General features: G+C 64.0%; 20 protein-coding genes. 12 read left to right on the forward strand and 8 right to left on the reverse strand.

The features are described from left to right. Positions 1-249 precede the first annotated feature (249 nt). Both ACCQ00_RS17640 and ACCQ00_RS17645 read left to right on the forward strand, forming a co-directional pair. A complete protein-coding gene (locus ACCQ00_RS17640) occupies positions 250-1,008 on the forward strand; it encodes a hypothetical protein (protein WP_372353997.1) in 759 nt (252 codons plus the stop codon). A gap of 106 nt (positions 1,009-1,114) precedes the next feature. Continuing rightward, positions 1,115-2,980, forward strand: a complete 1,866-nt coding sequence (locus tag ACCQ00_RS17645; protein WP_039571324.1) for a peptidoglycan-binding protein — start codon at positions 1,115-1,117, stop codon at positions 2,978-2,980. Positions 2,981-3,109: 129 nt separating this feature from the next. On the opposite strand, the gene ACCQ00_RS17650 is transcribed toward ACCQ00_RS17645, so the two are convergent. The 3 genes from ACCQ00_RS17650 to glmS all read right to left on the reverse strand — a co-directional run bounded on the left by ACCQ00_RS17650 (position 3,110) and on the right by glmS (position 7,137). Continuing rightward, complete coding sequence (locus ACCQ00_RS17650) at positions 3,110-4,249, reverse strand: hypothetical protein (RefSeq protein ID WP_039571327.1); 1,140 nt, start codon at positions 4,247-4,249, stop codon at positions 3,110-3,112. A 233-nt stretch (positions 4,250-4,482) separates the two neighbouring features. Beyond that, entirely contained in the window at positions 4,483-4,956 is a 474-nt protein-coding gene (locus tag ACCQ00_RS17655) for a hypothetical protein (RefSeq protein ID WP_005914723.1), read from the reverse strand. A gap of 351 nt (positions 4,957-5,307) precedes the next feature. Then, on the reverse strand, positions 5,308-7,137 hold the full coding sequence (gene glmS / locus ACCQ00_RS17660) for a glutamine--fructose-6-phosphate transaminase (isomerizing) (protein WP_039571328.1): 1,830 nt from the start codon (positions 7,135-7,137) through the stop codon (positions 5,308-5,310). Positions 7,138-7,342: 205 nt separating this feature from the next. Between glmS and ACCQ00_RS17665 the strand changes: the two genes are divergently transcribed. The 7 genes from ACCQ00_RS17665 (at position 7,343) to ACCQ00_RS17695 (ending at position 15,366) form a co-directional block, all read left to right on the forward strand. Further along, a complete protein-coding gene (locus ACCQ00_RS17665; protein WP_039571331.1) occupies positions 7,343-8,614 on the forward strand; it encodes an efflux RND transporter periplasmic adaptor subunit in 1,272 nt (423 codons plus the stop codon). 48 nt (positions 8,615-8,662) lie between these two features. After that, positions 8,663-9,382 carry an ABC transporter ATP-binding protein gene (locus ACCQ00_RS17670; RefSeq protein WP_017158784.1) on the forward strand — a complete coding sequence of 240 codons (720 nt, stop codon included), beginning with the start codon at positions 8,663-8,665 and terminating at the stop codon, positions 9,380-9,382. 11 nt (positions 9,383-9,393) lie between these two features. Next, positions 9,394-10,695, forward strand: a complete 1,302-nt coding sequence (locus ACCQ00_RS17675; protein WP_039588134.1) for an ABC transporter permease — start codon at positions 9,394-9,396, stop codon at positions 10,693-10,695. A 55-nt stretch (positions 10,696-10,750) separates the two neighbouring features. Continuing rightward, positions 10,751-11,977 (forward strand): ABC transporter permease, encoded by a 1,227-nt coding sequence (locus tag ACCQ00_RS17680; RefSeq protein WP_039571343.1) that lies wholly within the window; start codon positions 10,751-10,753, stop codon positions 11,975-11,977. A 211-nt stretch (positions 11,978-12,188) separates the two neighbouring features. Beyond that, on the forward strand, positions 12,189-12,503 hold the full coding sequence (locus tag ACCQ00_RS17685; protein ID WP_017155230.1) for a hypothetical protein: 315 nt from the start codon (positions 12,189-12,191) through the stop codon (positions 12,501-12,503). A 164-nt stretch (positions 12,504-12,667) separates the two neighbouring features. Continuing rightward, positions 12,668-14,011, forward strand: a complete 1,344-nt coding sequence (locus ACCQ00_RS17690) for a sigma-54-dependent transcriptional regulator (protein WP_033478207.1) — start codon at positions 12,668-12,670, stop codon at positions 14,009-14,011. Positions 14,012-14,019: 8 nt separating this feature from the next. Next, on the forward strand, positions 14,020-15,366 hold the full coding sequence (locus tag ACCQ00_RS17695) for a sensor histidine kinase (protein WP_039571345.1): 1,347 nt from the start codon (positions 14,020-14,022) through the stop codon (positions 15,364-15,366). Positions 15,367-15,470: 104 nt separating this feature from the next. Here ACCQ00_RS17695 and glmU read toward each other — a convergent pair whose 3' ends face one another. Next, entirely contained in the window at positions 15,471-16,841 is a 1,371-nt protein-coding gene (gene glmU, locus ACCQ00_RS17700) for a bifunctional UDP-N-acetylglucosamine diphosphorylase/glucosamine-1-phosphate N-acetyltransferase GlmU (protein WP_039588133.1), read from the reverse strand. A gap of 145 nt (positions 16,842-16,986) precedes the next feature. On the opposite strand from glmU, the gene ACCQ00_RS17705 reads away from it, so the two are divergent. From ACCQ00_RS17705 to ACCQ00_RS17715, 3 genes are read left to right on the forward strand one after another with little or no spacing between them, the layout of a single operon-like run. Continuing rightward, positions 16,987-17,370: a GtrA family protein gene (locus ACCQ00_RS17705; protein ID WP_039570961.1), complete on the forward strand. Its 384-nt coding sequence runs from the start codon at positions 16,987-16,989 to the stop codon at positions 17,368-17,370. Between the two features lie 3 nt (positions 17,371-17,373). Continuing rightward, complete coding sequence (locus ACCQ00_RS17710; protein ID WP_372353998.1) at positions 17,374-17,505, forward strand: hypothetical protein; 132 nt, start codon at positions 17,374-17,376, stop codon at positions 17,503-17,505. A gap of 3 nt (positions 17,506-17,508) precedes the next feature. Then, positions 17,509-17,640 (forward strand): hypothetical protein, encoded by a 132-nt coding sequence (locus ACCQ00_RS17715; RefSeq protein ID WP_369908127.1) that lies wholly within the window; start codon positions 17,509-17,511, stop codon positions 17,638-17,640. 514 nt (positions 17,641-18,154) lie between these two features. On the opposite strand, the gene ACCQ00_RS17720 is transcribed toward ACCQ00_RS17715, so the two are convergent. The 4 genes from ACCQ00_RS17720 to atpG all read right to left on the reverse strand — a co-directional run bounded on the left by ACCQ00_RS17720 (position 18,155) and on the right by atpG (position 21,969). After that, entirely contained in the window at positions 18,155-18,724 is a 570-nt protein-coding gene (locus ACCQ00_RS17720) for a chorismate mutase (protein ID WP_017155235.1), read from the reverse strand. 231 nt (positions 18,725-18,955) lie between these two features. Next, entirely contained in the window at positions 18,956-19,378 is a 423-nt protein-coding gene (locus tag ACCQ00_RS17725; protein ID WP_003484011.1) for a F0F1 ATP synthase subunit epsilon, read from the reverse strand. A 176-nt stretch (positions 19,379-19,554) separates the two neighbouring features. Further along, entirely contained in the window at positions 19,555-20,961 is a 1,407-nt protein-coding gene (gene atpD / locus ACCQ00_RS17730) for a F0F1 ATP synthase subunit beta (protein WP_017155237.1), read from the reverse strand. 144 nt (positions 20,962-21,105) lie between these two features. Next, positions 21,106-21,969, reverse strand: coding sequence for a F0F1 ATP synthase subunit gamma (atpG, locus tag ACCQ00_RS17735; protein ID WP_017155238.1), 864 nt, complete (start codon positions 21,967-21,969; stop codon positions 21,106-21,108). Positions 21,970-22,107: the final 138 nt, after the last annotated feature.

Genomic DNA, 22,107 nt, shown 5'->3' on the forward strand with positions numbered 1-22,107 from the left:
CCGCGTCACAACGGCGTGCGGGAAACCGCCAGTCCCGGCGCAACGACTGGACACAACGGCGGGCTGGAGTAGACTTTCGCCGCCCTCCGCAATGGATGCACCCCAATGCTCGTCAGGAAGATTTCACTGGTCCTTGCGCTAGCAACGATCGCCGCCTGCACGCAGGCGCCACCGGACGCCACCGCTCCGAAGACCGCCGCGGCTGCGGCCGGCACTCCTCAAAAACCGTCACAAAAGGATGCATCTCCCATGCAGGACGCAACCCAGGGAACGACCCAGCAATTGCAACCGCCGCGGACCGACAGCGTGTTGTATTTCATCAGCAACGTGGACGGCGATGGCGCAACCTCCTACGAGGTCGCCAACGGCAGCTGGATCCATTATTGGTACGGCTTTCAGTTCGAACTCGGCGGTACGCGGTATTACACCGGCTTCGCCTGGGAAACGCCCGAGCGCTTCGGCACAGAAAGCGAGGACCACTCTCCCGCGCCCGGTACCAAGGTGACGTTGGCGCATGCCACTTTCGTGACCAGCGAACCGGGGAGCAAAACGCCGTGGAAGCTGCTCGGCGCAGAGCCCTACATCGGCGAATTCGGTGGCATGGAACAGGGCAACACGGTCGACACGACACGTCAACCGCAGACCTTTGTCACCGACGACAGCCGGCTGGTGCTGACCGTGCCGACCTGGAGCCTGCAGTCGGGCGTACGCATCCTTTCCTACGACGTACTCGTGTTCAACCCCAAGGAAACCGAGAACGTCAACGACAAGCATTGGACCTATATCGGCAACATTTCCGCGGGTGAGGACAACAGCGCCAACTGTGGCGAAGATGCACCCGGGAAGATTGCCTGCGTCAAGAACAGCAGCACGCTTGCGTTCGTCAAGCAGCCGGGCCTGCCCGCGCTGCGGGTCACCGTCTCTGCCGATCCGCCGACCAGCGGGGGTGACGCGACGGTCGAATATCGCTACGATGCGGCCAGCAAATCGTATTTGCCGACCCCTTAATACAGGACCAAAGGAATTGGTTCGGGCGGCGTACCGCTGCAGCCGCGTGGCTGCAGCACTCAATCAAGGACCTTGAGCGATGCCGACGAACTACTCACGAGCCCAAGTGCTCGACATCATTGAACGCGAAGCGGCCGAGCGGAATATTCCGCGCGACGACTTCCTGCGTTTTGCCCACGTAGAGACTGGCGGCGCCTTCGACGAGTTGGCAAACCGCGGCCCCGGTGGTGCGAAAGGACTGTTCCAGTTCACGCCGCCAACCGCCCAGCAGTACGGTATTGCCGGACGCGAGCTGGACGCGGTGGTCAACACCGATGCAGCAGCACGGCTGTATCTGGATAACCGGACGAGCCTGGTCAATCGACATGAACGCGATGGGCGGCCGTATCTTTCGGGCAAGCCGGAACCCGATGGCCTGGATATGTACCTGGCCCATCAGCAGGGCGCCGGTGGCTACCGCTCTCTGCAGACCGCGATCGCCACGGGATCTTTTGGCCTGGACAGCACGCGCGCCAACATTCTCAACAATGTCGGCGAGAAAGAGCTGAAGTCCTTGACCGGCGTCGATGCGGCGACGTTCCGGCGCATGTCCGACAAGGACATGGCACAGACCTTCGTGCAGTACTGGGATACGAAGATGGACCGTATCCGTATTCCTGAAAAAGGCATCGAGCCGATTTCGGCCGCGCAGCAGGCACCCTCGCACGCTGCTCCGACGCATTCTGCACCTGCCCAGCAGGAAAAGCCCGCGGCGCAAGGCATCGCGCTCCACGCGGCGTATGACCTCACCAATAAATACGATCACGTCAAATACGGCCTGGGCGCGAAAGACCCGGATAAAGGCAGGGTCGATTGTTCCGGTTGGGTGGTCGAGATGCAAAACGCGACCATGGACGAGATCAACAAGGGCGCCGGCAAGGCCATCTTCACCAAGGACGAAAAGTTCAGCCCCGGTTTCGACAGCGCATCCGAACTGCTGCGCAAGGCCGAGCTGCGCTCCGGCGTGCTGATCCAAGGCAAGGACGTCACTGCCCAGAGCCTCAAAGAAGGCATGATCATCGGCGAGGATAATGGCCCGCAGAGTTGGGACAAGGGGCGCTACAAGGGCATCGACCACATCACGATGGTGGTGCGCGACCCCAAGGATGGTCAGCTCAAAATCAGCCAATCCCGTGGCGGCGAGGGTGTTGAGCTCAGTTCGCTGGATTCCTACCTCGAGCGCAAGCACGCCAAGGGCGTCAAGCTGTATGCGAGCGACCCGCTGTCCGAGGCGCGCGACCTGCTGCAGGAGCGCAGCCAGGACAAGCAGCAATCCCATGCAGCGACCGAGCACAAACCCAGCCAGGCACACGCCGCCGCGGATGCGCCAAGTGTCCTGCGCGAAAATGCGCGTGGCGCAGAAGTGCGCACGTTGCAGCAGACGCTGCAGCAGCTGGGGTACAAGGACGCAGGCGGTAACGAACTCAAGGCTGACGGCGCCTATGGCCAACGGACCAGCGACGCGGTCAAGGCATTCCAGCGAGCGCATGGCTTGCAGGACGATGGCGTGGTGGGCCGCGATACGCAGGCTGCGTTGAAGCAGGCGGAAAAGGCGCCACTGCTGTCGGAGAAAACCAACCCCGACCACCCGCTGTTCAATCAGGCCGTCAACAAGCTGGAGCAGCTCGGTCCCAATGCCTTCGCCAATCGGCAGCAGTTGGTAAATGCGGCCGGCCACATGACCTTCGAAGCCAAGGTCAGCGGCATGCAACGCATCGACATGGTGGCGCAGAGCAAGGATGGCAACGGATTGTTTGCCGTGCAGGGTCAGCCAACCGACCCGGCGCATCAGCGGATCTATACCGAAAAGGCAACTGCTGCGGAACGGCCGCTGGAGCAGAGCAGCAATGCGGTGCGCCATGAAGCGCAAACGCAAACCCAGGTTCAAGATCAGCACGAGCAACAACGCAGCCAGGCACGCAGCGTCGGTTGATCTTGGTGCAATAGAAACACAGAAGGGGCACCGATCGATGGATCGGTGCCCCTTCTGGTTTACGCCGTATGACTCGATTTTCTCGGATCACCTCAGGTGACGGATCTCCGGCACTTAAGGGCTGATCCGTCAGTTGGACGTCGCAACAGCTTCTCTGTCAGGGAACCACTGCGGCAATTGCTCGGCGAATTTCGCTGCGCATTCGTCGCTGTAGGCTTGCGCGGCTTGCTTGACCAGTGCGTAGTCGTTGGCCTCCCATTCTTCCAGCGAGGCGGTGCGCGGTGTCGGCGCACAGTCCATGCTGACCGGGCTCGCCTTGCGCTTCAAAAAGCCGCTGCGCTCCCCACCGATGGTCACTGCGTAGCGCAGTTCGTAAGGCGACTTGGTATCGGCCAGGCTCTGATACACCAGCAGCCAGTCCGACATCAGCACCTGCAAGGGGAACGGTTCTGCCGGTACGGCCCGCGGATGCCCGGTGAAGTAGGTCTTCAAATGCGCGTTGACCGCATCGCGCTGCAATTGATAGCCAGGATTTCCCAAGGCCTGCATCTTTTCGCCTTTCAGCTGATCTTTTCCGAAGGCAGAGACCGCAACACCGCGCGCGAACAGGCTGGTGGCAATCTGCAAGCCGACGACCATCCCGGTATGTCCGCGGCGCACCACACGCAGCATCTCATCACCGTTTGGCAGGCCGTTCGAGCCCACGCGCATGCTGGAATGCAATGGGAGCTGCAGAGCCCAATCCGCCGAGGGCGCCACGACAACGCCTGCATCGGACTGCGTGCTTGGTTGCGCATCTGTTGCGGCGACCGCCACAGTACCTGCAACTGCAGCAGCCGCATACGCAGTTGCCGTGGAGAAATCTCCGCCTGCAAACGCAGGCACCACCGCAGTGGCTTCGCTCACGCGCGCAGCGGTACAGAACGTACCAGCAGCCCGCATCTGCGCCTCATGGAAGCCAATGCCGTTGACCTGGTGCACTACGGCATCCTTGCCGTACTGCTCGACCAGCTTGCCGATCAATGCATCGGACGGCGATTGCTGTGCGCAGACCTTGGCGGCGGCGATGCGCGACCAGGCGAATTGCAGCGCAGGATCCCAGCCCATCGCATCTTCGCCCACGAATCCGTGGTCGTAGTGATACGCATAAATGGCAGGGTCAATCTCCTGCAGCGTCATTCCGCCCTGGCCGGCATAGCCCAGCGGCACGTCTTGCGCAACAGCAAGCCCCGGCAGTGCCAATAGCACCGCCGCGATACACGTCTTCATGAATCCCTGTCCCTATGGATAAGTACGACGCGCTGCATGTCCCCCATGCAGCGCGACCGATGCGCCACCGCTCGCACACGACGGCTTCCAGCATGCAGGGCGCTGATCGACGGGTAATGGCACAACACACCCGGCCGATCGTCCTGCAGGGATAGTGTGCCCGCACACGACAGCCGTCGCAGTCGGGGCGGTCCCCACGCATGTGTGGGGACCGCCCCTCAGATGCTCACTGCTTAGGCATGCAGGATTCCGCCTGGGCCTGGTTGCCAGTCGCGTGGTGTGCGCAAAGCGGCCAATATCCGCACCAGCTCGCGATAGCTCTGGGCCAGTTGCGCGAACAGGCCTGCATCGCTGCAGCGGGTGTCGGCCACTTCGGAATACGCGCCCCTGCCCAGGTCGATGAAGTAATCCACACTCAGGCGCCGGCGTTGCGCCACGCCGGGAAACAGGCCCGCAATCAGCAGGCAGCCGTCGCCCACGTCACGCAATGCGTCGGCCCGCACGCTACCGATCTGGTCCTGCGCATGCAGCCATGCCAGCGCCTGCGTGCGCGAAAGCAGATGCGCATCGCGCTGGAAGCGCAGCAACACGAACACCAGATAGTGCTCGCGCGATTCGTCCAGCGGACGCGCAATCCGCTGCCCCGCCTCGCGCACCAACGCCTGCCACAACTCGGCCGGCGCCCCCTGTTTGAAAGACTCGTGCATACGTCCTCCTGCGTGGTGTGGACCCTCGCCAGGAGCTTATGCATAACTTGGGCCACTGCGTTGGCAGAGGCTGTGGTGGAGCGCCAAGGAGCGGCCGCTGGCAGTGCTGTCGCACCTTTGCCGGAGGGATACGACCACTTCCTGGAAGCGGCATCGCTACGTGTAAGGGCAGGCTGCCGGCAACCGCTTGGCGAGGAACTGAACCTCGCGCATTGCGCACCGGCGCGGCCAGCACGACGTCGCCAGCAATCGCCATCCTGGAACATGACCGCGACAGAGTGGAATTTGCACTGCGTGCGTGCACCGACTGCACGCCGCTGGCGATGCGTGCGGCTGGCAGTGCGGCTGCGCTTATTCCACCGTCACCGACTTGGCCAGATTGCGCGGCTTGTCCACATCTGTGCCGCGTGCCAGGGCGGTGTGGTAGGCCAGCAACTGCACCGGGATGGTGTGGATCACCGGCGACAGCACGCCGGCATGGCGTGGGGTGCGAATGACATGCACGCCTTCGGAGTCGCTGAAGTGGCTGTCCTGGTCGGCGAACACGAACAGCTCGCCGCCACGTGCGCGCACTTCCTGCATGTTGGATTTGACCTTCTCCAGCAGGCGGTCGTTCGGTGCGATCACCACCACTGGCATCGCCGCATCCACCAATGCCAACGGCCCATGCTTCAACTCGCCGGCCGGATACGCTTCGGCGTGGATATAGGAGATTTCCTTGAGCTTGAGCGCGCCTTCCAATGCAATCGGATAATGCAGGCCGCGACCGAGGAACAGCGCATTCTGCTTGGGCGAGAATCGTTCGGCCCAGGCCATGATCTGCGGTTCAAGATTCAATGCATGCTGCACGCTGCCGGGCAAGAAGCGCAGCTGCTCCAGGTACTGCGCTTCTTCGGCGTCACTGATGCGGCCCTGCAACCTGCCCAGCACCATGGTGAGCTGGAACAACACCGCCAGCTGGGTGGTGAAGGCCTTGGTCGAGGCCACGCCGATCTCGGCACCGGCACGTGTGTAGCAGACCAGCTCGCTGGCGCGCGGGATCGCACTTTCCGGCACATTGCAGATCGACAGCGTGTGCAAATGCCCCAGCGATTTGGCGTATTTCAGCGCTTCCATCGTGTCCAGCGTTTCGCCCGACTGAGAGATGGTCACGATCAGATGCTTCGGGTTGGCATACGCGGCGCGGTAGCGGTATTCGCTGGCGATCTCCACGCTGCACGGCAGCCCGGCAATGGCTTCGATCCAGTAACGTGCGGTCATGCCGGCGTAGTAGCTGGTACCGCAGGCCAGGATCTGCACGCCTTCGATGTCGCGCAGCACCGCTTCTGCGTTGTCGCCGAACAGCGATGCCGGGAATCCCTTGGCATCGATCGCCGCTTCGATGGTGTCGGCCAAGGCGCGCGGCTGCTCGTGGATTTCCTTCTGCATGAAATGCCGGAACGGGCCCAGTTCCAGCGAGGCCAGCGACACGTCCGACAGGTGCAACGGGCGCTCCACCGGCGCATCGTTGCCATCGAAGATGCGCACGCCATCGCGGTGCAATTCGGCGGTGTCGCCTTCTTCGAGGAAGATCACCTGTCGGGTGGCCTGCACGATGGCCGACACGTCGGAGGCGACGAAGTTCTCGCCCTCGCCTACCCCGATCAGCAACGGACAGCCCATCCGCGCGCAAACGAAGCGTTGCGGCTCGGCCTGGCTCATCACCGCCAGCGCGTAGGCACCGGTGAGTTCCTTGACGGTGCGCTGCAGCGCGGTGAGCAGGTCGCCGGCGCTGCCCAGATGGTAATGGATCAGATGCGCGATGACTTCGGTGTCGGTCTGCGACTCGAAGGTGTAGCCCAGCGCGCGCAATTTTTCGCGCTGCTCCTCGTGGTTTTCGATGATGCCGTTATGCACCAGCGCCACGCCGGCGCTGATGTGCGGGTGCGCGTTGGCTTCGGTGACGCCGCCATGGGTAGCCCAGCGAGTGTGGCCGATGCCCAGCGTGGCGCCCAGCTGTTCGGCCTGCGCGGCCTGCGCCATCTCGGCCACCCGCCCGGTGCGACGCACCCGGCGCACCTGCGCGCCGTCGAGCACTGCAATGCCGGAAGAGTCATAGCCGCGATATTCCAGCCGCTTGAGTCCTTCGATCAGGACCGGGACCACGTCGCGCCCGGCGATCGCTCCGACAATGCCGCACATAGGACAGCTCTCGCAAAAGAAGTCGGACATTTTAGCGTGTCCGCTCTTGTCCGCTGCATGACCGTGCCCGGACAGCGTGTCCGCCACCAGTGTCCGCGGACACTGCGGACACTGGTCATCACGCCATAAAACCCATCTCTTTCAACGACTTGAACGTTGGCACAGGTCCTGCTTTATCGCAGTGACGCCACCGAGCCAGCCGATCATGATTCGCGACACTTCTGCCCAGGACCAGGTTCTCCGTACACCCTCCCAGCGCGCGCCGTGGCGCCGTTGGCTGTGGCCCGGCCTCGCCACGGTGGCAGTGCTGGCCGGCATCGGCTGGGCCGTGACTGCGTGGAGCGCCGGCAGCCGCTCGTTCGACGCCAGCCGGGTGCGCATCGCCACCGTCACCCAGGGCGACCTGGTGCGCGACATCGCCGCCGACGGCCGCGTGATCGCTGCCAACAGCCCGGTGCTGTACGCCATCTCGGCCGGCACGGTGACGCTGAGCGTGGTGGCCGGCGACGTGGTCAAGCAGGGCCAGGAACTGGCGCGCATCGACAGCCCCGAGTTGCGCAGCAAGCTGGCGCAGGAACAGGCCACCCTGGCCGGGCTGGAAGCCGAGTCCAGCCGCGCCGCCCTGGATGCCACCCTGGCGCGTGCCAACGCCAGCAAGCTCACCGACCAGGCCCGGATCGACAAGCAGGCCGCCGCGCGCGACCTGGAGCGCTACCAGCGCGGCTTCGATGGTGGCGCGGTGCCGCAGGTGGAACTGGCCAAGGCGCAGGACACCTTGAAGAAGACCGATATCGACCTCCAGCATGCCCAGCGCGATGCCGCGTTGAAGAGTCAGGGCGCGGACCTGGATTCGCGCAACAAGCGCCTGCTCGCGGACCGCCAACGCGCAGTGGTGGCCGAAGTGCAGCGCCAGGTGGACGCGCTCACGCTGCGTTCGCCCTTCGATGGCCAGGTCGGCCAGGTGCAGGCCGTGCAGCACACCCAGGTCGCTGCGAACGCGCCGATTCTGGGCGTGGTGGATCTGTCCAAGTTCGAAGTGGAGATCAAGGTGCCGGAGAGTTTCGCGCGCGATCTGGCGATCGGCATGCCGGCCCAGCTCACCAGCGGCAGCGGCGAACCGTTCGCGGGCGCCGTCTCGGCGGTGTCGCCGGAAGTGGTCAACGGCGAAGTCACCGCGCGCATCCGCTTCACCGACCAGCAGCCGCCGGGCCTGCGCCAGAGCCAGCGCATGAGCGCACGCGTGCTGATGGACACGCGCCGCAACGTGCTCAAGGTCGAACGCGGCCCCTTCGTCGAACAATCCGGCGGCAGCTATGCCTACGTAATGGATGGCAACACCGCCGCGCGGCGCCCGGTCACGCTCGGTGTCAGCAGCCTGGGCGAAGTGCAGGTGCTGTCCGGGCTGCAGGTCGGCGACCGCGTGGTGGTCTCCGGCGCAGACAACTTTGGCGACGCACCGCGCGTCACCGTGCACTGATTCACTCATTCCCACCCGTCGCACACTCTCTTCGCAAAGGAATCGGCAATGCTCAAGATGCAAGCGGTCTCCAAGGTCTTCCGCACCGAACAGGTGGAAACGCATGCGCTGCGGTCGCTGGACCTGCATGTGCGCGAAGGCGAGTTCGTCGCGGTCACCGGCCCCTCCGGTTCGGGCAAGACCACCTTCCTCAACCTGGCCGGGCTGCTGGAAACCTTCACCAGCGGGCAGTATTTGCTCGATGGTGAAGACGTCAGCCATCTCTCCGACGACGCGCGTTCGCGTCTGCGCAACCGGAAGATCGGCTTCATCTTCCAGGGCTTCAATCTGATTCCCGACCTCAACCTGTTCGACAACGTCGATGTTCCGCTGCGTTATCGCGGCATGGCGGCAGCCGAGCGCAAGCAGCGCATCGAAGAGGCGCTGACCAAGGTCGGCCTGGGTTCGCGCCTGCGTCACTACCCCACCGAACTCTCCGGTGGGCAACAGCAGCGCGCTGCGATTGCGCGCGCGCTGGCCGGTAGTCCACGCCTGCTGCTGGCCGACGAACCCACCGGCAACCTCGATTCGCAAATGGCGCGCGGGGTGATGGAACTGCTGGAAGAGATCAACAGCCAGGGCACCACCATCGTCATGGTCACCCACGACCCGGAACTGGCCGCGCGCGCGCAGCGCAACGTGCATATCGTCGACGGCCAGGCCACCGACCTGGAACGCAATCCCAGCCTGCTGCGCGCTCCTGCCGCCGTTGCAACCCTGGCCGACTAAGGAGCTCACCCATGTTCGGCTACTACTTCAATCTTGCGGTGCGCAGCTTCCGTCGCAACAAGGTCCTCACCGCATTGATGGTGCTGGCCATTGCGCTGGGCATCGGCGCCAGCATGACCACGTTGACGGTGTTCCATGTGTTGTCGGGCGACCCGATTCCGCAGAAGAGCGATCGGTTGTTCTATGTGCAGGTCGATGCGCAACCGAAGTCCGGCTATCAACCGGGAGACGAGCCCGATTACCAGTCCACCCGCTTCGACGCCGAGGCGCTGCTGCGTGGGACGCGCGCCATGCGTCAGGCGATGATGTCAGGCGGCAGTGTCGCGATCGAGCCACAGCGCAGCGGATTGAGTCCTTTCAAGCTGAACGCTCGTTTCACTTCGGCCGATTTCTTTGCGATGTTCGATGTGCCCTTGCTCTACGGCCAAGCGTGGTCCAGCACCAGCGACGAGCGGCACGAACGTGTCGCGGTGATCAGCAAGTCGCTGAACGAAAAGCTGTTCGACGGTGGCAACAGCGTCGGGCGCGACGTGCGTGTCGACAAGAACACCTTCCGTATCGTCGGCGTCCTGGATACCTGGAAGATCAACCCACGCTTCTACGACATCACAGACACCTACGGCTCGAACGAACAGCTGTATGTGCCGTTCAGTACGGCGATGGATCTGAAATTGAGCCACTACGGCGGAACCAACTGTTCCGGCAAGGTCGAAGCAGGCGACACCACCGCGCTGAATGCACCCTGCAACTGGGTGCAGTACTGGGTGGAGTTGGAGAGCGCCAAGCAGGCAAGCGATTACAAGGCCTACCTCGAAAATTATTCCGATCAACAACGTGCCGCCGGGCGCTTTACGCGGCCCAACAATGTGCGCCTGCGCAACGTGATGCAGTGGCTGGACTACAACAAGGTGGTTCCCAGCGACGTCCGCCTGCAGCTGTGGCTGGCCATGGGCTTTCTGCTGGTGTGCCTGCTCAACACGGTCGGCCTGTTGCTGGCGAAATTCCTGCGCCGCAGCGGAGAGATTGGTGTGCGGCGCGCGCTTGGAGCCTCGCGCGGCGCAATCTTTGCGCAGTGTCTGGTGGAGGCAGGGACCATCGGCCTGGCCGGCGGCATCGGCGGACTTGTGCTGGCATGGCTGGGGCTGTGGGCCGTGCGTCAGCAACCGGTGGATTACGCCGCGCTGGCGCACCTGGATCTCACGATGCTGCTGCTGACGTTCGCCATTGCGATCGCCGCGAGCCTGCTCGCCGGCATCCTGCCTTCCTGGCGCGCCATCCAGGTCGCACCGGCGCTGCAGTTGAAGTCGTCCTGAACCTCCTGCCCGCCGCACCGCGGTGAGCCACGCTTCCTATCTTCAAGGTCAGCCCATGGACATCCGACCCATCATCTCCACCTTGCGCCGCCATAAGACGGCCGCCGCACTGATCGTGCTCGAGATCGCACTGGCTTGCGCCATCATCTGCAATTCGCTGTTCCTGATCGGCAATCGCCTGGACACGCTCCAGACTCCCAGCGGCATCGCCGAACAGGAGCTGCTCAGCATCCAGCTGGACGGCATCGGCCCGCAGGCCAATGCCGACGCACGTACTCGGGAGGATCTGGCAGCGCTACGCGCGGTACCCGGCGTACGCAATGCGGTCATCACCAATCAGATCCCCTTCGTCGATTACTCGTCCAACACCGGGCTGACCCTGACCCCGGAGCAGGAACGCCCCACGCTCAATGCCGCGCAGTATCTGGTCAGCGAAGGCAGCCTGGACGCACTTGGCCTGCAATTGAATGCCGGTCGCGACTTCAGCCCCGACGAATACATCAGCCAGGAAAAAGCAGATAACGACGATGAGGTCCGCAAGAAGGGTGCGGCGGTCATTCTGACGCAGGCCGCTGCCGACAAGCTGTTCCCCGACCACGGTGCGCTCGGCAAGACCATCTACTCCGGCGATGTCCCGTTGCGTATCGTCGGAATCGTGCGCACCCTGGCGCGGCCGAACAATGTCAATGGACTGTCGGCAAAAGACTATTCGATGCTGCTGCCTATCCGTCCACCGTATACCGATGGGCAATACGTCGTACGTGTCACCGATCCGTTGCGTCGGGCGGAAGTGCTGAAGGCGGCAGTGGCGGCCTTGATGAAAGTGGACAACAGCCGGCTGGTGCTGAAACAACAGACCTACACCGAAATCCGCGAAAAGTATTTCCGTAATGACCGCGCCATGATCTGGCTGCTTGGAGCGGTGTGCATCGCCCTGTTGATCGTCACTGCGCTAGGCATCGTTGGGCTCGCCAGCTTCTGGGTGCAGCAACGCACCAAGCAGATCGGTATCCGCCGTGCGCTGGGTGCAACGCGCAGCCAGATCCTGCGCTACTTCCAGATCGAGAATTTCCTGCTCGCCTCGATCGGCATCGTGCTCGGCATGCTGATGGCCTACTCGATCAACGTCTGGCTGATGGCACGCTATGAATTGCCGCGACTGCCGGCAATCTACCTGCCGATCGGCGCGCTGCTGCTGTGGATGCTCGGACAGCTGGCGGTGTTCTGGCCGGCCCGGCGCGCAGCCGCAGTGCCACCGGCTGTTGCCACCCGCAGTGCATGATGGCCGCCTTCCTTGTCACTCGGCGGCGGGGAAGCAGCCAGGCTCGCCATCCACCGTGCGTTTCCACCATCGTTACGAACCGGATTCCCTCATGCCTTGCTCTCTTGCGACATCCGCGCTGATCGCCCTGACGGCCTGCTGTCTCTTTCACCCCGGCCAGGCCCATGCGACAACGCAGGCGCACGCGGCGTCGGCCTCGTCCAGCGCTTCGGTGCAAGAGGCGCTCGCCATCGACGACACCCGGCTGAACTGGCGCCATAACGACCAGATCCTGGAGCTCGTCGCCAGCAGCGACGGATTGCTGGTGACCCAGGCCAGCGCGTCGCTACGCCTGCAGTTGCAACGCGGCGACCGCGTGCGCACGGCGGGCCGGACCCCGATCACCGCAGTCGCAACACTGCTGGCGGCGCTGCACGCTGCGACAGGCAACCCCATCGCCGTGGATGTCATGCGCGATGGTGTGCAGGTGCATCTGATCTGGACCGCGGCCATGTACACACCACTGTTGCCGCCCACGGCTCCATAACCAGGCGCCATGCCGGCACACAGCCGGCTCACCCTGCATCGGGCGCTTGAGTCCGCCGCCGTTGCCGCCCGACGATCTGGCCGCGCCCCTGCCTAGCGGCGCATTGTCGCTGCGTGTTGCCAGTATTCTGTGCCGATCCCTCCCGCGCCCTCTTGAGCAATGCGATGCCGCACATCCTGATCATCGACGACAACACGGCCGTTGCCACTGCGTTGGAGGTGCTGTTTTCGCTGCACGACATCGAGGCGCGGCACGCGCATTCGCCGCAGGCCGGGCTGGCGCTGCTGGACGAGCAGGCGTTCGATCTGGTGATCCAGGACATGAACTTTACCGCCGACACCACCTCCGGCGAAGAAGGCGAGGCGCTGTTTACCCAACTGCGTCAGCGTCACCCGGACCTGCCGGTGATCCTGCTCACCGCCTGGACGCATCTGGGCAGCGCGGTGGGCCTGGTCAAGGCCGGTGCGGCCGATTACATCGCCAAGCCCTGGGACGACACCAAGCTGCTGACCACGGTCAACAACCTGCTGGAACTGTCCGAGGCGCGGCGCGAGCTGGAACGTCGTCGCGAACGCGAATGGCGCGGCCGCGAGCAGCTGACCCAGCGCTACGACCTGCGTGGCGCGGTGTTCGCCGATCCGGCCAGCGAGCGCGCGATCGCCCTCGCCTGTCAGGTCGCACGCTCGGACTTGCCGGTACTGATCACCGGCCCCAATGGCAGCGGCAAGGAAAAGATTGCCGAGATCATCCAGGCCAATTCGACCACCAAACATGGCCCGTTCATTGCACTCAACTGCGGCGCCTTGCCAGGCGAATTGATCGAAGCCGAATTATTCGGTGCCGAAGCCGGCGCCTACACCGGCGCCAACAAGGCGCGCGAAGGCAAGTTCGAAGCGGCCGATGGCGGCACCCTATTTCTTGACGAGATCGGCAACCTGCCCCTGGCAGGGCAAATGAAGTTGCTGCGCGTGCTGGAAACCGGCCGTTACGAGCGGCTGGGTTCCAACCGCGAACGCCATGCCAAGGTGCGCGTGATCAGCGCCACCAATGCCGATCTGCCGGCGATGATCCGCGACGGCAGTTTTCGCGAGGATCTGTATTACCGGCTCAACACGGTGGAAATCGCACTGCCCGCACTGGCCGAACGCCCTGGCGACATCGGCCCGCTGGCCGAGCACTTCCTTGCCGGTGAAAAGCCGCTGTCGCCGCAGGCGCGCGATGCATTGCAACGGCATGCCTGGCCCGGCAACGTGCGCGAGCTACGCAATGTGCTGCAGCGCGCCGCCTTGCTTGCGCAGGGCGCGCGTATCGAAGCGGGCGATCTGAATCTGCCACGTGCACCCGCGCCACGGCTGGCGGCGCCGGCGGCAGGCGAGCCGGATCGCGCGCGTATCGAACAGGCGCTGGCACGCGCGCAAGGCGTGATCGCGCAAGCGGCCGCCGAGCTGGGATTGAGCCGCCAGGCGCTGTATCGGCGCATGGACCGCTACGGCATCAGCTCGGAATGAACCTTCGTATGCGGAACCGCTCTTTCACGTTTTCGCTGTTTCTACGCTTGCTGCCGGTGCTTGCGCTGGCCGCTGCATTCCCATGGTTCATGGCGTACTGGCTGGACCGCGGCTGGCAGGTGGCGGCGATTTCGGTCCTCGTCCTGCTGGCAGCGATGTGGTTCAGCCTCACCCGCGCCACTGCGCCGATGCGCTCGCTGTTTCGCGCCCTGGCCGGCACCACCAGCAGCTACCGCGATGGCGAATACAACTTCGGCGTGTATTGGCGCGGCAATGACGAACTGGCGCAACTGGTGCAGGCGCATGCCGAACTTGGCGATGTGCTGCGTGCCCAGCGTAGCCATTTGGTACAGCGCGAGCTGATGCTCGACACCATGCTGCAGAACACGCCGGTGGCCATGCTGCTGGTGGTTGCTGGCGGCGATGGCCTGCGGCGGATCGGGTTTTCCAACAATGCCGCACGCAAACTGCTGTACGACGGACGCAAGCTGGAAGGCCAGCACCTGGACGATGTGCTCGACCGCATGCCGGCCGAATTGCGCGACGCCCTGGCGCGTGGCGGGGACTGCCTGTTCGCGGTACGCGAAGATGGCGACGACGAAGAAGACGAGCAGATCTATCACCTGTCGCGGCGTAGCTTTCACATCAACGGACGCGGGCACGAGCTGTTGTTGATCCGCACCTTGACCACCGAATTACGCCGCCAGGAAGTGCAGACCTGGAAAAAAGTCATCCGCGTGATCAGCCATGAATTGAACAATTCGCTGGCACCGATCGCTTCCCTGGCGCATTCGGGTGCCGAGCTGCTGCGCCGCGAACGCACCGATCGCCTGGGGACGGTGTTCGAAACCATCGAAGAACGCGCGCGTCACCTGGAAGGCTTTATCCGCGGCTATGCGCGCTTTGCCAAATTGCCGCAACCGCAGCTGCAGACCATCGAATGGGCGCCATTTCTGCAGCGCTTGCAGCAACAGATTCCATTCCAGGTGCAGGGCATGCTCACCGATGTCTCCAGCAGGATCGATGCAGCGCAGATCGAGCAGGCGCTGCTGAATCTGCTGAAAAACGCCCACGAAGCCTGCAGCGAAGCGCAGCCACCCAACAGCGATGTCGCCGTGCGCGTCACGCGCCTGCCGCAATGGCTACGCATCGAAGTGCTCGACCGCGGCAACGGCATGAACGAAGCGGTACTGCACAATGCGCTGATGCCGTTCTATTCGACCAAGCGCAATGGCACAGGTCTTGGCCTTGCCCTCACGCGCGAAATCGCCGAAGCGCACGGCGGCCGCATCTCGCTGCACAACCGCGAACACGGCGGACTGTGCGTGACCTTGCTGTTGCCGCTGGCGGCGTGAACACGGCGGGACCGGCGCCTTCCTTCAAGGGTGCGTGACATCCGGCGGGTGGGCAAATGCTGCGCACGCGCGCCAGATTGCACCACGCAGCACACCCTGCGGCACTACGGCGACTTCTTGGTCGGCCGCTTCCAGCCTTCGATCACGGTCTGACGCGCACGCGTCACGGTGAGTTGGCCCGCGGGCGCATCGCTGGTGACCACCGACCCGGCGCCGATGGTGGAATTGGCGCCAATCTCGATCGGCGCCACTAGTGCGCTGTTGGAGCCGACAAACGCACCATCGCCGATGGTGGTCTGCGACTTGTTCACCCCGTCGTAGTTGCAGGTGATGGTGCCGGCGCCGATGTTGACCTTGCTGCCGATCACCGCATCGCCCAGATAGGTCAGATGGTTGGCCTTGCTGCCAACGCCCATGGTGACCTTTTTGGTCTCCACGAAATTGCCGATATGCACGCCATCGGCCAACACGGTGCCGGGGCGCAGACGCGCGAACGGACCGATCTGCACCGCGCCTTCGGTGACCACGCCTTCCAGATCGCTGTGCGCACGCACATGCGTGCCGGCACCGAGCGTCACGTCGCGCAAGCGCACGAACGGCCCGATCACCACGTCATCGCCCAAGGTGACCTCGCCCTCCAGGATCACGTCGATATCCAGCTGCACATCGCGGCCCACCTGCACGCTGCCACGCTGCTCCACACGCGCCGGGTCGGCGATGCGCACGCCTTGCAGGCAAAGCGTGCGCGCGGCGCGCAGCTGCCAGGCACGTTCGAGCTGGGCGAGTTGCCACGGGTCGTTGGCACCTTCCACCTCCTGCGGGTCGGCCACGTGCACCATGTCGGCCGGCGTGAAATCGGCTGCGGCGCTGGCGAACACGTCGGTGAGATAGAACTCGCCCTGCGCATTGTCGTTGGACAAGCCAGCCAGCCAACGGCGCAGTGCGGTGGATTCAGCGGTGAGGATGCCGGTATTGATGGTGCGAATGCGGCGCTGCTCGTCATTGGCATCCTTCTGCTCGACGATCGCGGCCACCTTGCCTTCCGCATCGCGCAGGATGCGCCCATAGCCGGTGGGATTGGCCAGTTCGGCGACCAGCACCGCCATGCGGCCCGGTGCATGCAGCAACTGCAACAGGCTCTCGCTGCGGATCAGCGGCACATCGCCATACAACACCAGTACCGTTGCCGCATCGGGAATCGCAGGCATGGCCTGCTGCACGGCGTGTCCGGTGCCCAACTGCTCGCGCTGTTCGGCCCACTGCAGATCGTCTTGATCGGCGAAGGCTGCCTGCACCTGATCGCCGCCATGCCCGTACACGACATGGATCGCCGCCGGCTGCAGCTGCCGTGCAGTGGCGATCACATGCGCCAGCATCGGCTGGCCCGCCAGCGGCTGCAGCACCTTGGGCAGGGACGAGCGCATGCGCTTGCCTTCGCCCGCGGCCAGGATCACAACGTGCAGGGGCAGGGGCATCAAGACATTCCAGGCAGAGAGATGTCCAAATTCTAGTCGCTGCGCCAGCGTCGCGTCGTTGTCCGGATGCAGCGTTCGCCCGCGCTAACGACGTTTGCCCCTGGCAGCCGCTAGGATGGGCGCCCCGTTCCCGTCCCCTGCACGCATGAGTCTGTTCCGCCAAGGCAGCCAGTTCATGATCATTGGCGCGCTGCAGCTGGCCGTGGACTGCGGCATCTTCATCGCCGCCACCGCCGCAGGCATGCCTGCAGTGCCCGCCAATCTGCTTGGGCGCATCGGCGGCGCCATGCTCGGCTTCTGGCTCAACGGCCGCTATACCTTCGCCCAGCAAGGCGATGCGCGGCTGGGTTGGCGACGCTTCCGCCGCTTCGCGGTGATGTGGCTGACGCTCACGCTGATCAGCACCTGGCTGCTCGCGACCACGGTCGACCTACTCGGCCTGCGTCAGGCATGGCTGGCGAAACCGCTGGTCGAAGGCGGCCTGGCGATCGTGTCGTTCTTCCTGGGCCGGCACGCGGTGTATCGCTGATCGATGCATGCGCAGACGCCGAGCGATTGCTCGGTCGTGTTCGGCCTGCGTCGGGCATGGCTGGCAAAACCGCTGGTCGAAGGCGGCCTGGCGATCGTGTCGTTCTTCCTGGGCCGGCACGTGGTGTATCGCTGATCGATGCATGCGCAGGCGCCGAGCGATTGCTCGGTCGTGTTCGGCCTGTGTTGGGCATGGCTGGCAAAACCGATGGTCGAAGGCGGCCTGGCGATCGTGTCGTTCTTCCTGGGCCGGCACGTGGTGTATCGCTGATCGATGCATGCGCAGGCGCCGAGTGATTGCTCGGTCGTATGACGATATGACGCAGAAAGACACCGCTTGCGTGCAGACATGCGCAGCACAGTCACGGCCTCTTCTCCCGTGCTGATCGATCGCGCGGACATCCTTATGGCTCTTGCGCGGCATCCATGCCGCGCCGGGTCCGCGCCGGTCGGCGGGCATGCAGCAGTCGCGTTGGCCAGCGTACGTGGCCTTCAACGGGCTGCCAGCGACCTTTCGGGTGCGGCAACCTCGCCGGTTGCATGGCCGTTGACGGGACGGATGCTGCGCCATCGCTTCCACGGCACGGGATGACGGCGCGTCCCGCTAGCACCGAGGCCACCGCGCCTTGGACACGCTCAGCGTTCGATCTGGACGTCTGACTGCATCCACCAAGATGCGGCGACGAAACCGCGGCCGTCACCACCAGGCGAACGCGCAAACGTTTTGTCGACCGCTCTTACCGCATGACAGCGCGTTGGTCTCGCAGACACGTGAGCGTTGTGGATCAGTGGCAGAAATCGCCCAGGCCACGCACCAGTGCCGCGCGATGCAGCGCATCTAGCTGCCACTGCTCTGCGTAATGCGCCGCAGCGCGCGCGGTGCTGGCCGGGCAGTCGGGCGCGCTGCGTGCCGACGCCACATCGGCCAGCGCATCGAGCAGTTCGCCCTGCAGTTGATCCAGGCGAGTGCGCAGCGCCGCGAGATCCGGACGTGCGGTGTTCGGCGCGCGTCCGCGCTCGTGCCAACGGTTCAACAGCGCATACTGCACCGACTTGTTGGCCTCGATTTGCGCGCCAAAGAAGCGTGCCGCATCGTCGGCATCCAGCCCATGCGCGGGCGCCTGATCGCGCACGCTTTGCAGCACCGCCGCCTCGCGCGCCTGATCGAGCACCGGCTTGCCGCTGTCCCACTTGCTTAGCGCTACCGCGTCGCCAATGGCATTGCGCTGCACGATCCGGTCCATCAACGGATCCAGCGGCGGCTGGCTGCGCGCCGGCAATGCGCATCCCAGCAGTCCGGCGGCCAACAGGCCGCTCACCATGTAAGCGCGAATGCCATCGATCGAACGGGTCATGCCATCTTCCTCAACGTGCCGGAATAACGTTGCCATGCACCGCTGCGGTGCAGCGGTGCGCCAAGCAACGCAGTGTGCCTGCCGCGCGCTGCGGCGGATTCACGCAGCCGCACGCGGGGCTCCAAAAACGAAAACGCCGACACGACGGTCGGCGTTTCGAACTTCTGAGCTGCAGACGAAGGCGCAGCTGCCTGACGTGCGCGCCCACCCTGGAGGCGGGTAGACCACCGCTTAGTGCTTGAGGTTGCGACGCAAGCGCTCCAGCGCCTGCAACTGCACTGTCGCCTCGGCCAGCTGACGCTGCGCCTCGGCCACGTCCACCGTGTTGCCACGGTTGGCCAGCAGCCGCTCGGCCTCTTCCTTGACCTTGCGCACGGCCGCTTCGTCGATGTCCTGCGCACGCACTGCGGTGTCGACCAGGATGGTCACCACCTGCGGCTGCACTTCCAGGATGCCGCCGGAAATGGCGAAATCCAGCTGTTCGCCATTGGCGGTGGTCACCACCACCTTGCCCGGCTTCAAGCGGGTGATCAGCGGCGCGTGCTTGGGCGCAATGCCCAGCTCGCCCAACTCGCCGGTGGCCACGACCAGCGTCGCCTCACCGTGGAAGATTTCCTTCTCGGCGCTGACGATGTCGCAACGGATAGTGCTCATGGTGCCTCACTGTAGTGAGGCGGGGAATCGGGAGTCGGGAATTGGGAATGGGAAGAGCAGCTGGCTGCGCGCTTTTCCGATTCCGTTCAATTCCAATCCACCGATGACCCGCCTTTACGATTCCCGATTCCCGATTCCCGATTCCCGATTCCAGCCGCGTAGCGGCTGGAATCGCATCAGGCCTTGGCGCTCATCTTGTTGGCTTTCTCGACGGCTTCTTCGATGCTGCCGACCATGTAGAACGCCTGCTCCGGCAGGTGGTCGTATTCGCCGTCGCAGATCGCTTTGAAGCCGCGGATGGTGTCCTTCAGCGAGACGTACTTGCCCGGCGAGCCGGTGAACACTTCGGCCACGTGGAAGGGCTGGCTGAAGAAGCGCTCGATCTTGCGCGCGCGCGACACCGACTGCTTGTCTTCTTCGCTCAGCTCGTCCATGCCCAGGATGGCGATGATGTCCTTCAGTTCCTTGTACTTCTGCAAGGTCTGCTGGACGCGCTGCGCGGTGTCGTAATGCTCGTGGCCGATCACCAGCGGATCCATCTGGCGGCTGGTGGAGTCCAGCGGATCCACGGCCGGGTAGATACCCAGCGAGGCGATGTTACGGCTCAGCGTGACGGTCGAGTCCAGGTGGGCGAAGGTGGTCGCCGGCGACGGGTCGGTCAGGTCGTCCGCAGGCACGTACACGGCCTGGATCGAGGTGATCGAACCGCTCTTGGTCGAGGTGATGCGCTCCTGCAGCACGCCCATTTCCTCGGCCAGGGTCGGCTGGTAACCCACCGCCGACGGCATACGGCCGAGCAGCGCGGACACTTCGGTACCGGCCAGCGTGTAGCGGTAGATGTTGTCCACGAACAGCAGCACGTCCTTGCCCTTGCCGCTGGCGTCCTTCTCGTCGCGGAAGTACTCGGCCATGGTCAGGCCGGTCAGCGCCACGCGCAGACGGTTGCCCGGCGGCTCGTTCATCTGGCCGTACACCATCGCGACCTTGTCCAGGACGTTGGAGTCCTTCATCTCGTGGTAGAAGTCGTTGCCCTCGCGGGTACGCTCGCCCACGCCGGCGAACACGGACAGACCCGAGTGCGCCTTGGCGATGTTGTTGATCAGTTCCATCATGTTGACGGTCTTGCCCACGCCGGCGCCGCCGAACAGGCCGACCTTGCCGCCCTTGGCGAACGGGCACATCAGGTCGATGACCTTGATGCCGGTTTCCAGCAATTCGGTGCTGGAGGACTGGTCTTCATACGACGGTGCGCCGCGATGGATTTCCCAATGGTCCGAGGCCTGCACGTCGCCGGCTTCGTCGATCGGGCGGCCCAGCACGTCCATGATGCGACCCAGCGTACCGGCACCGACCGGCACCGAAATGGCGCGTTCGGTGTTGGTGGCGACCAGGTTGCGCTTCAGGCCATCGGTGGAGCCGAGCGCAATCGTGCGCACGACGCCGTCGCCGAGCTGCTGCTGCACTTCCAGGGTGATGTCGGTGCCGTCGACCTTCAGCGCGTGATACACCTTCGGCACTTCATTGCGCGGGAATTCGACGTCGACGACCGCGCCGATGATCTGAACGATCTTGCCCTGACTCATTTTGCTGCTCCGGTTAGCTTTGTTCTGTCCGAGTGGCCGATGCCATCTCGTGGAATTTTGTGATTTGGGATTCGTGATTGGGGATTTGCAAGGGCGCAGTCCGCTGCGCTCCAACCAATCCCGAATCCCCAATCCCGGCGGTACTTACACGGCCGCTGCGCCGCTGACGATTTCCGAAATTTCCTGGGTGATCGCCGCCTGGCGTGCCTTGTTGTAGACCAATTGCAAGGTGCCGATCATCTTGTTGGCGTTGTCGCTGGCGGCCTTCATCGCCACCATGCGCGCGGCGTGTTCGGAGGCCACGTTTTCCAGCACCGCCTGGTACACCAGCGACTCGATGTAACGCGTCATCACGTGCTCCAGCACGGTGGCGGCATCGGGTTCGTACAGGTAATCCCAATCGTGGTGCGCCACCTTGTGCTCGGCGGCGGGCAGCGGCAGCAGCTGATCGAAGCTGGCCTTCTGCGTCATGGTGTTCACGAAGCGGTTGTAGACCAGGTACACGCGGTCCACCTTGCCTTCGATAAAGGCATCGATCATCACCTTGATCACACCGATCAGCTGCTCCACCTGCGGGCTGTCGCCCAGGTGGGTCACGCTGCCGACCATGTTGACCTTGATGCGCCGGAAAAACGCCGAGGCTTTCTGACCGATGGTCACCACGTCGATCTCGGCACCGGTGTCCTGCAAGGGACGCACCTCCGCCAGCATCTTGCGGAACAGGTTGTTGTTCAGACCGCCGGCCAGGCCGCGGTCGGACGAGATCACGATGTAGCCGACCCGCTTGACCTGCTCGCGCTCGATCAGGAACGGATGCTGGAAATCGGTGCTGGCCTGCGCCAGATGCCCGATCACCTGCTTCATCGCCTGCGCATACGGACGCGAGGTCTTCATGCGCTCTTGCGCCTTGCGGATCTTGGAGGCCGAGACCATTTCGAGCGCGCGCGTCACCTTGCGGGTGTTCTGCACGCTCTTGATCTTGGTTTTGATTTCGCGTCCGCCTGCCATACTCGCTCGCTTCGCTCGCTTAGTGGGATTCGGGAATCGGGATTCGGGATTGGCAAAGCCTCCCTACCTCACCGCTTCCGAGAACCCCGGATGCCTAACGTCTGGGAAACAGAAGCGGGGCTGGGCATCAGCCAACGC

The organism is Xanthomonas sp. NCPPB 3761 (assembly GCF_041475705.2).
GTDB classification, from domain to species: Bacteria; Pseudomonadota; Gammaproteobacteria; order Xanthomonadales; family Xanthomonadaceae; genus Xanthomonas; species Xanthomonas phaseoli.

What these genes read in the sequence shown, in the direction of transcription:
- ACCQ00_RS17640 (WP_372353997.1), top strand. Translation starts at nt 250, where the DNA reads ATGCAGGACGCAACCCAGGGAACGACCCAGCAATTGCAACCGCCGCGG.
- ACCQ00_RS17675 (WP_039588134.1), top strand. Translation starts at nt 9,394, where the DNA reads ATGTTCGGCTACTACTTCAATCTTGCGGTGCGCAGCTTCCGTCGCAAC.
- atpG (WP_017155238.1), bottom strand. Translation starts at nt 21,969, where the DNA reads ATGGCAGGCGGACGCGAAATCAAAACCAAGATCAAGAGCGTGCAGAAC.
- glmS (WP_039571328.1), bottom strand. Translation starts at nt 7,137, where the DNA reads ATGTGCGGCATTGTCGGAGCGATCGCCGGGCGCGACGTGGTCCCGGTC.
- ACCQ00_RS17720 (WP_017155235.1), bottom strand. Translation starts at nt 18,724, where the DNA reads ATGACCCGTTCGATCGATGGCATTCGCGCTTACATGGTGAGCGGCCTG.
- ACCQ00_RS17650 (WP_039571327.1), bottom strand. Translation starts at nt 4,249, where the DNA reads ATGAAGACGTGTATCGCGGCGGTGCTATTGGCACTGCCGGGGCTTGCT.
- ACCQ00_RS17680 (WP_039571343.1), top strand. Translation starts at nt 10,751, where the DNA reads ATGGACATCCGACCCATCATCTCCACCTTGCGCCGCCATAAGACGGCC.
- ACCQ00_RS17695 (WP_039571345.1), top strand. Translation starts at nt 14,020, where the DNA reads ATGCGGAACCGCTCTTTCACGTTTTCGCTGTTTCTACGCTTGCTGCCG.
- ACCQ00_RS17705 (WP_039570961.1), top strand. Translation starts at nt 16,987, where the DNA reads ATGAGTCTGTTCCGCCAAGGCAGCCAGTTCATGATCATTGGCGCGCTG.
- ACCQ00_RS17655 (WP_005914723.1), bottom strand. Translation starts at nt 4,956, where the DNA reads ATGCACGAGTCTTTCAAACAGGGGGCGCCGGCCGAGTTGTGGCAGGCG.
- glmU (WP_039588133.1), bottom strand. Translation starts at nt 16,841, where the DNA reads ATGCCCCTGCCCCTGCACGTTGTGATCCTGGCCGCGGGCGAAGGCAAG.
- ACCQ00_RS17725 (WP_003484011.1), bottom strand. Translation starts at nt 19,378, where the DNA reads ATGAGCACTATCCGTTGCGACATCGTCAGCGCCGAGAAGGAAATCTTC.
- ACCQ00_RS17690 (WP_033478207.1), top strand. Translation starts at nt 12,668, where the DNA reads ATGCCGCACATCCTGATCATCGACGACAACACGGCCGTTGCCACTGCG.
- ACCQ00_RS17710 (WP_372353998.1), top strand. Translation starts at nt 17,374, where the DNA reads ATGCATGCGCAGACGCCGAGCGATTGCTCGGTCGTGTTCGGCCTGCGT.
- atpD (WP_017155237.1), bottom strand. Translation starts at nt 20,961, where the DNA reads ATGAGTCAGGGCAAGATCGTTCAGATCATCGGCGCGGTCGTCGACGTC.
- ACCQ00_RS17665 (WP_039571331.1), top strand. Translation starts at nt 7,343, where the DNA reads ATGATTCGCGACACTTCTGCCCAGGACCAGGTTCTCCGTACACCCTCC.
- ACCQ00_RS17670 (WP_017158784.1), top strand. Translation starts at nt 8,663, where the DNA reads ATGCTCAAGATGCAAGCGGTCTCCAAGGTCTTCCGCACCGAACAGGTG.
- ACCQ00_RS17715 (WP_369908127.1), top strand. Translation starts at nt 17,509, where the DNA reads ATGCATGCGCAGGCGCCGAGCGATTGCTCGGTCGTGTTCGGCCTGTGT.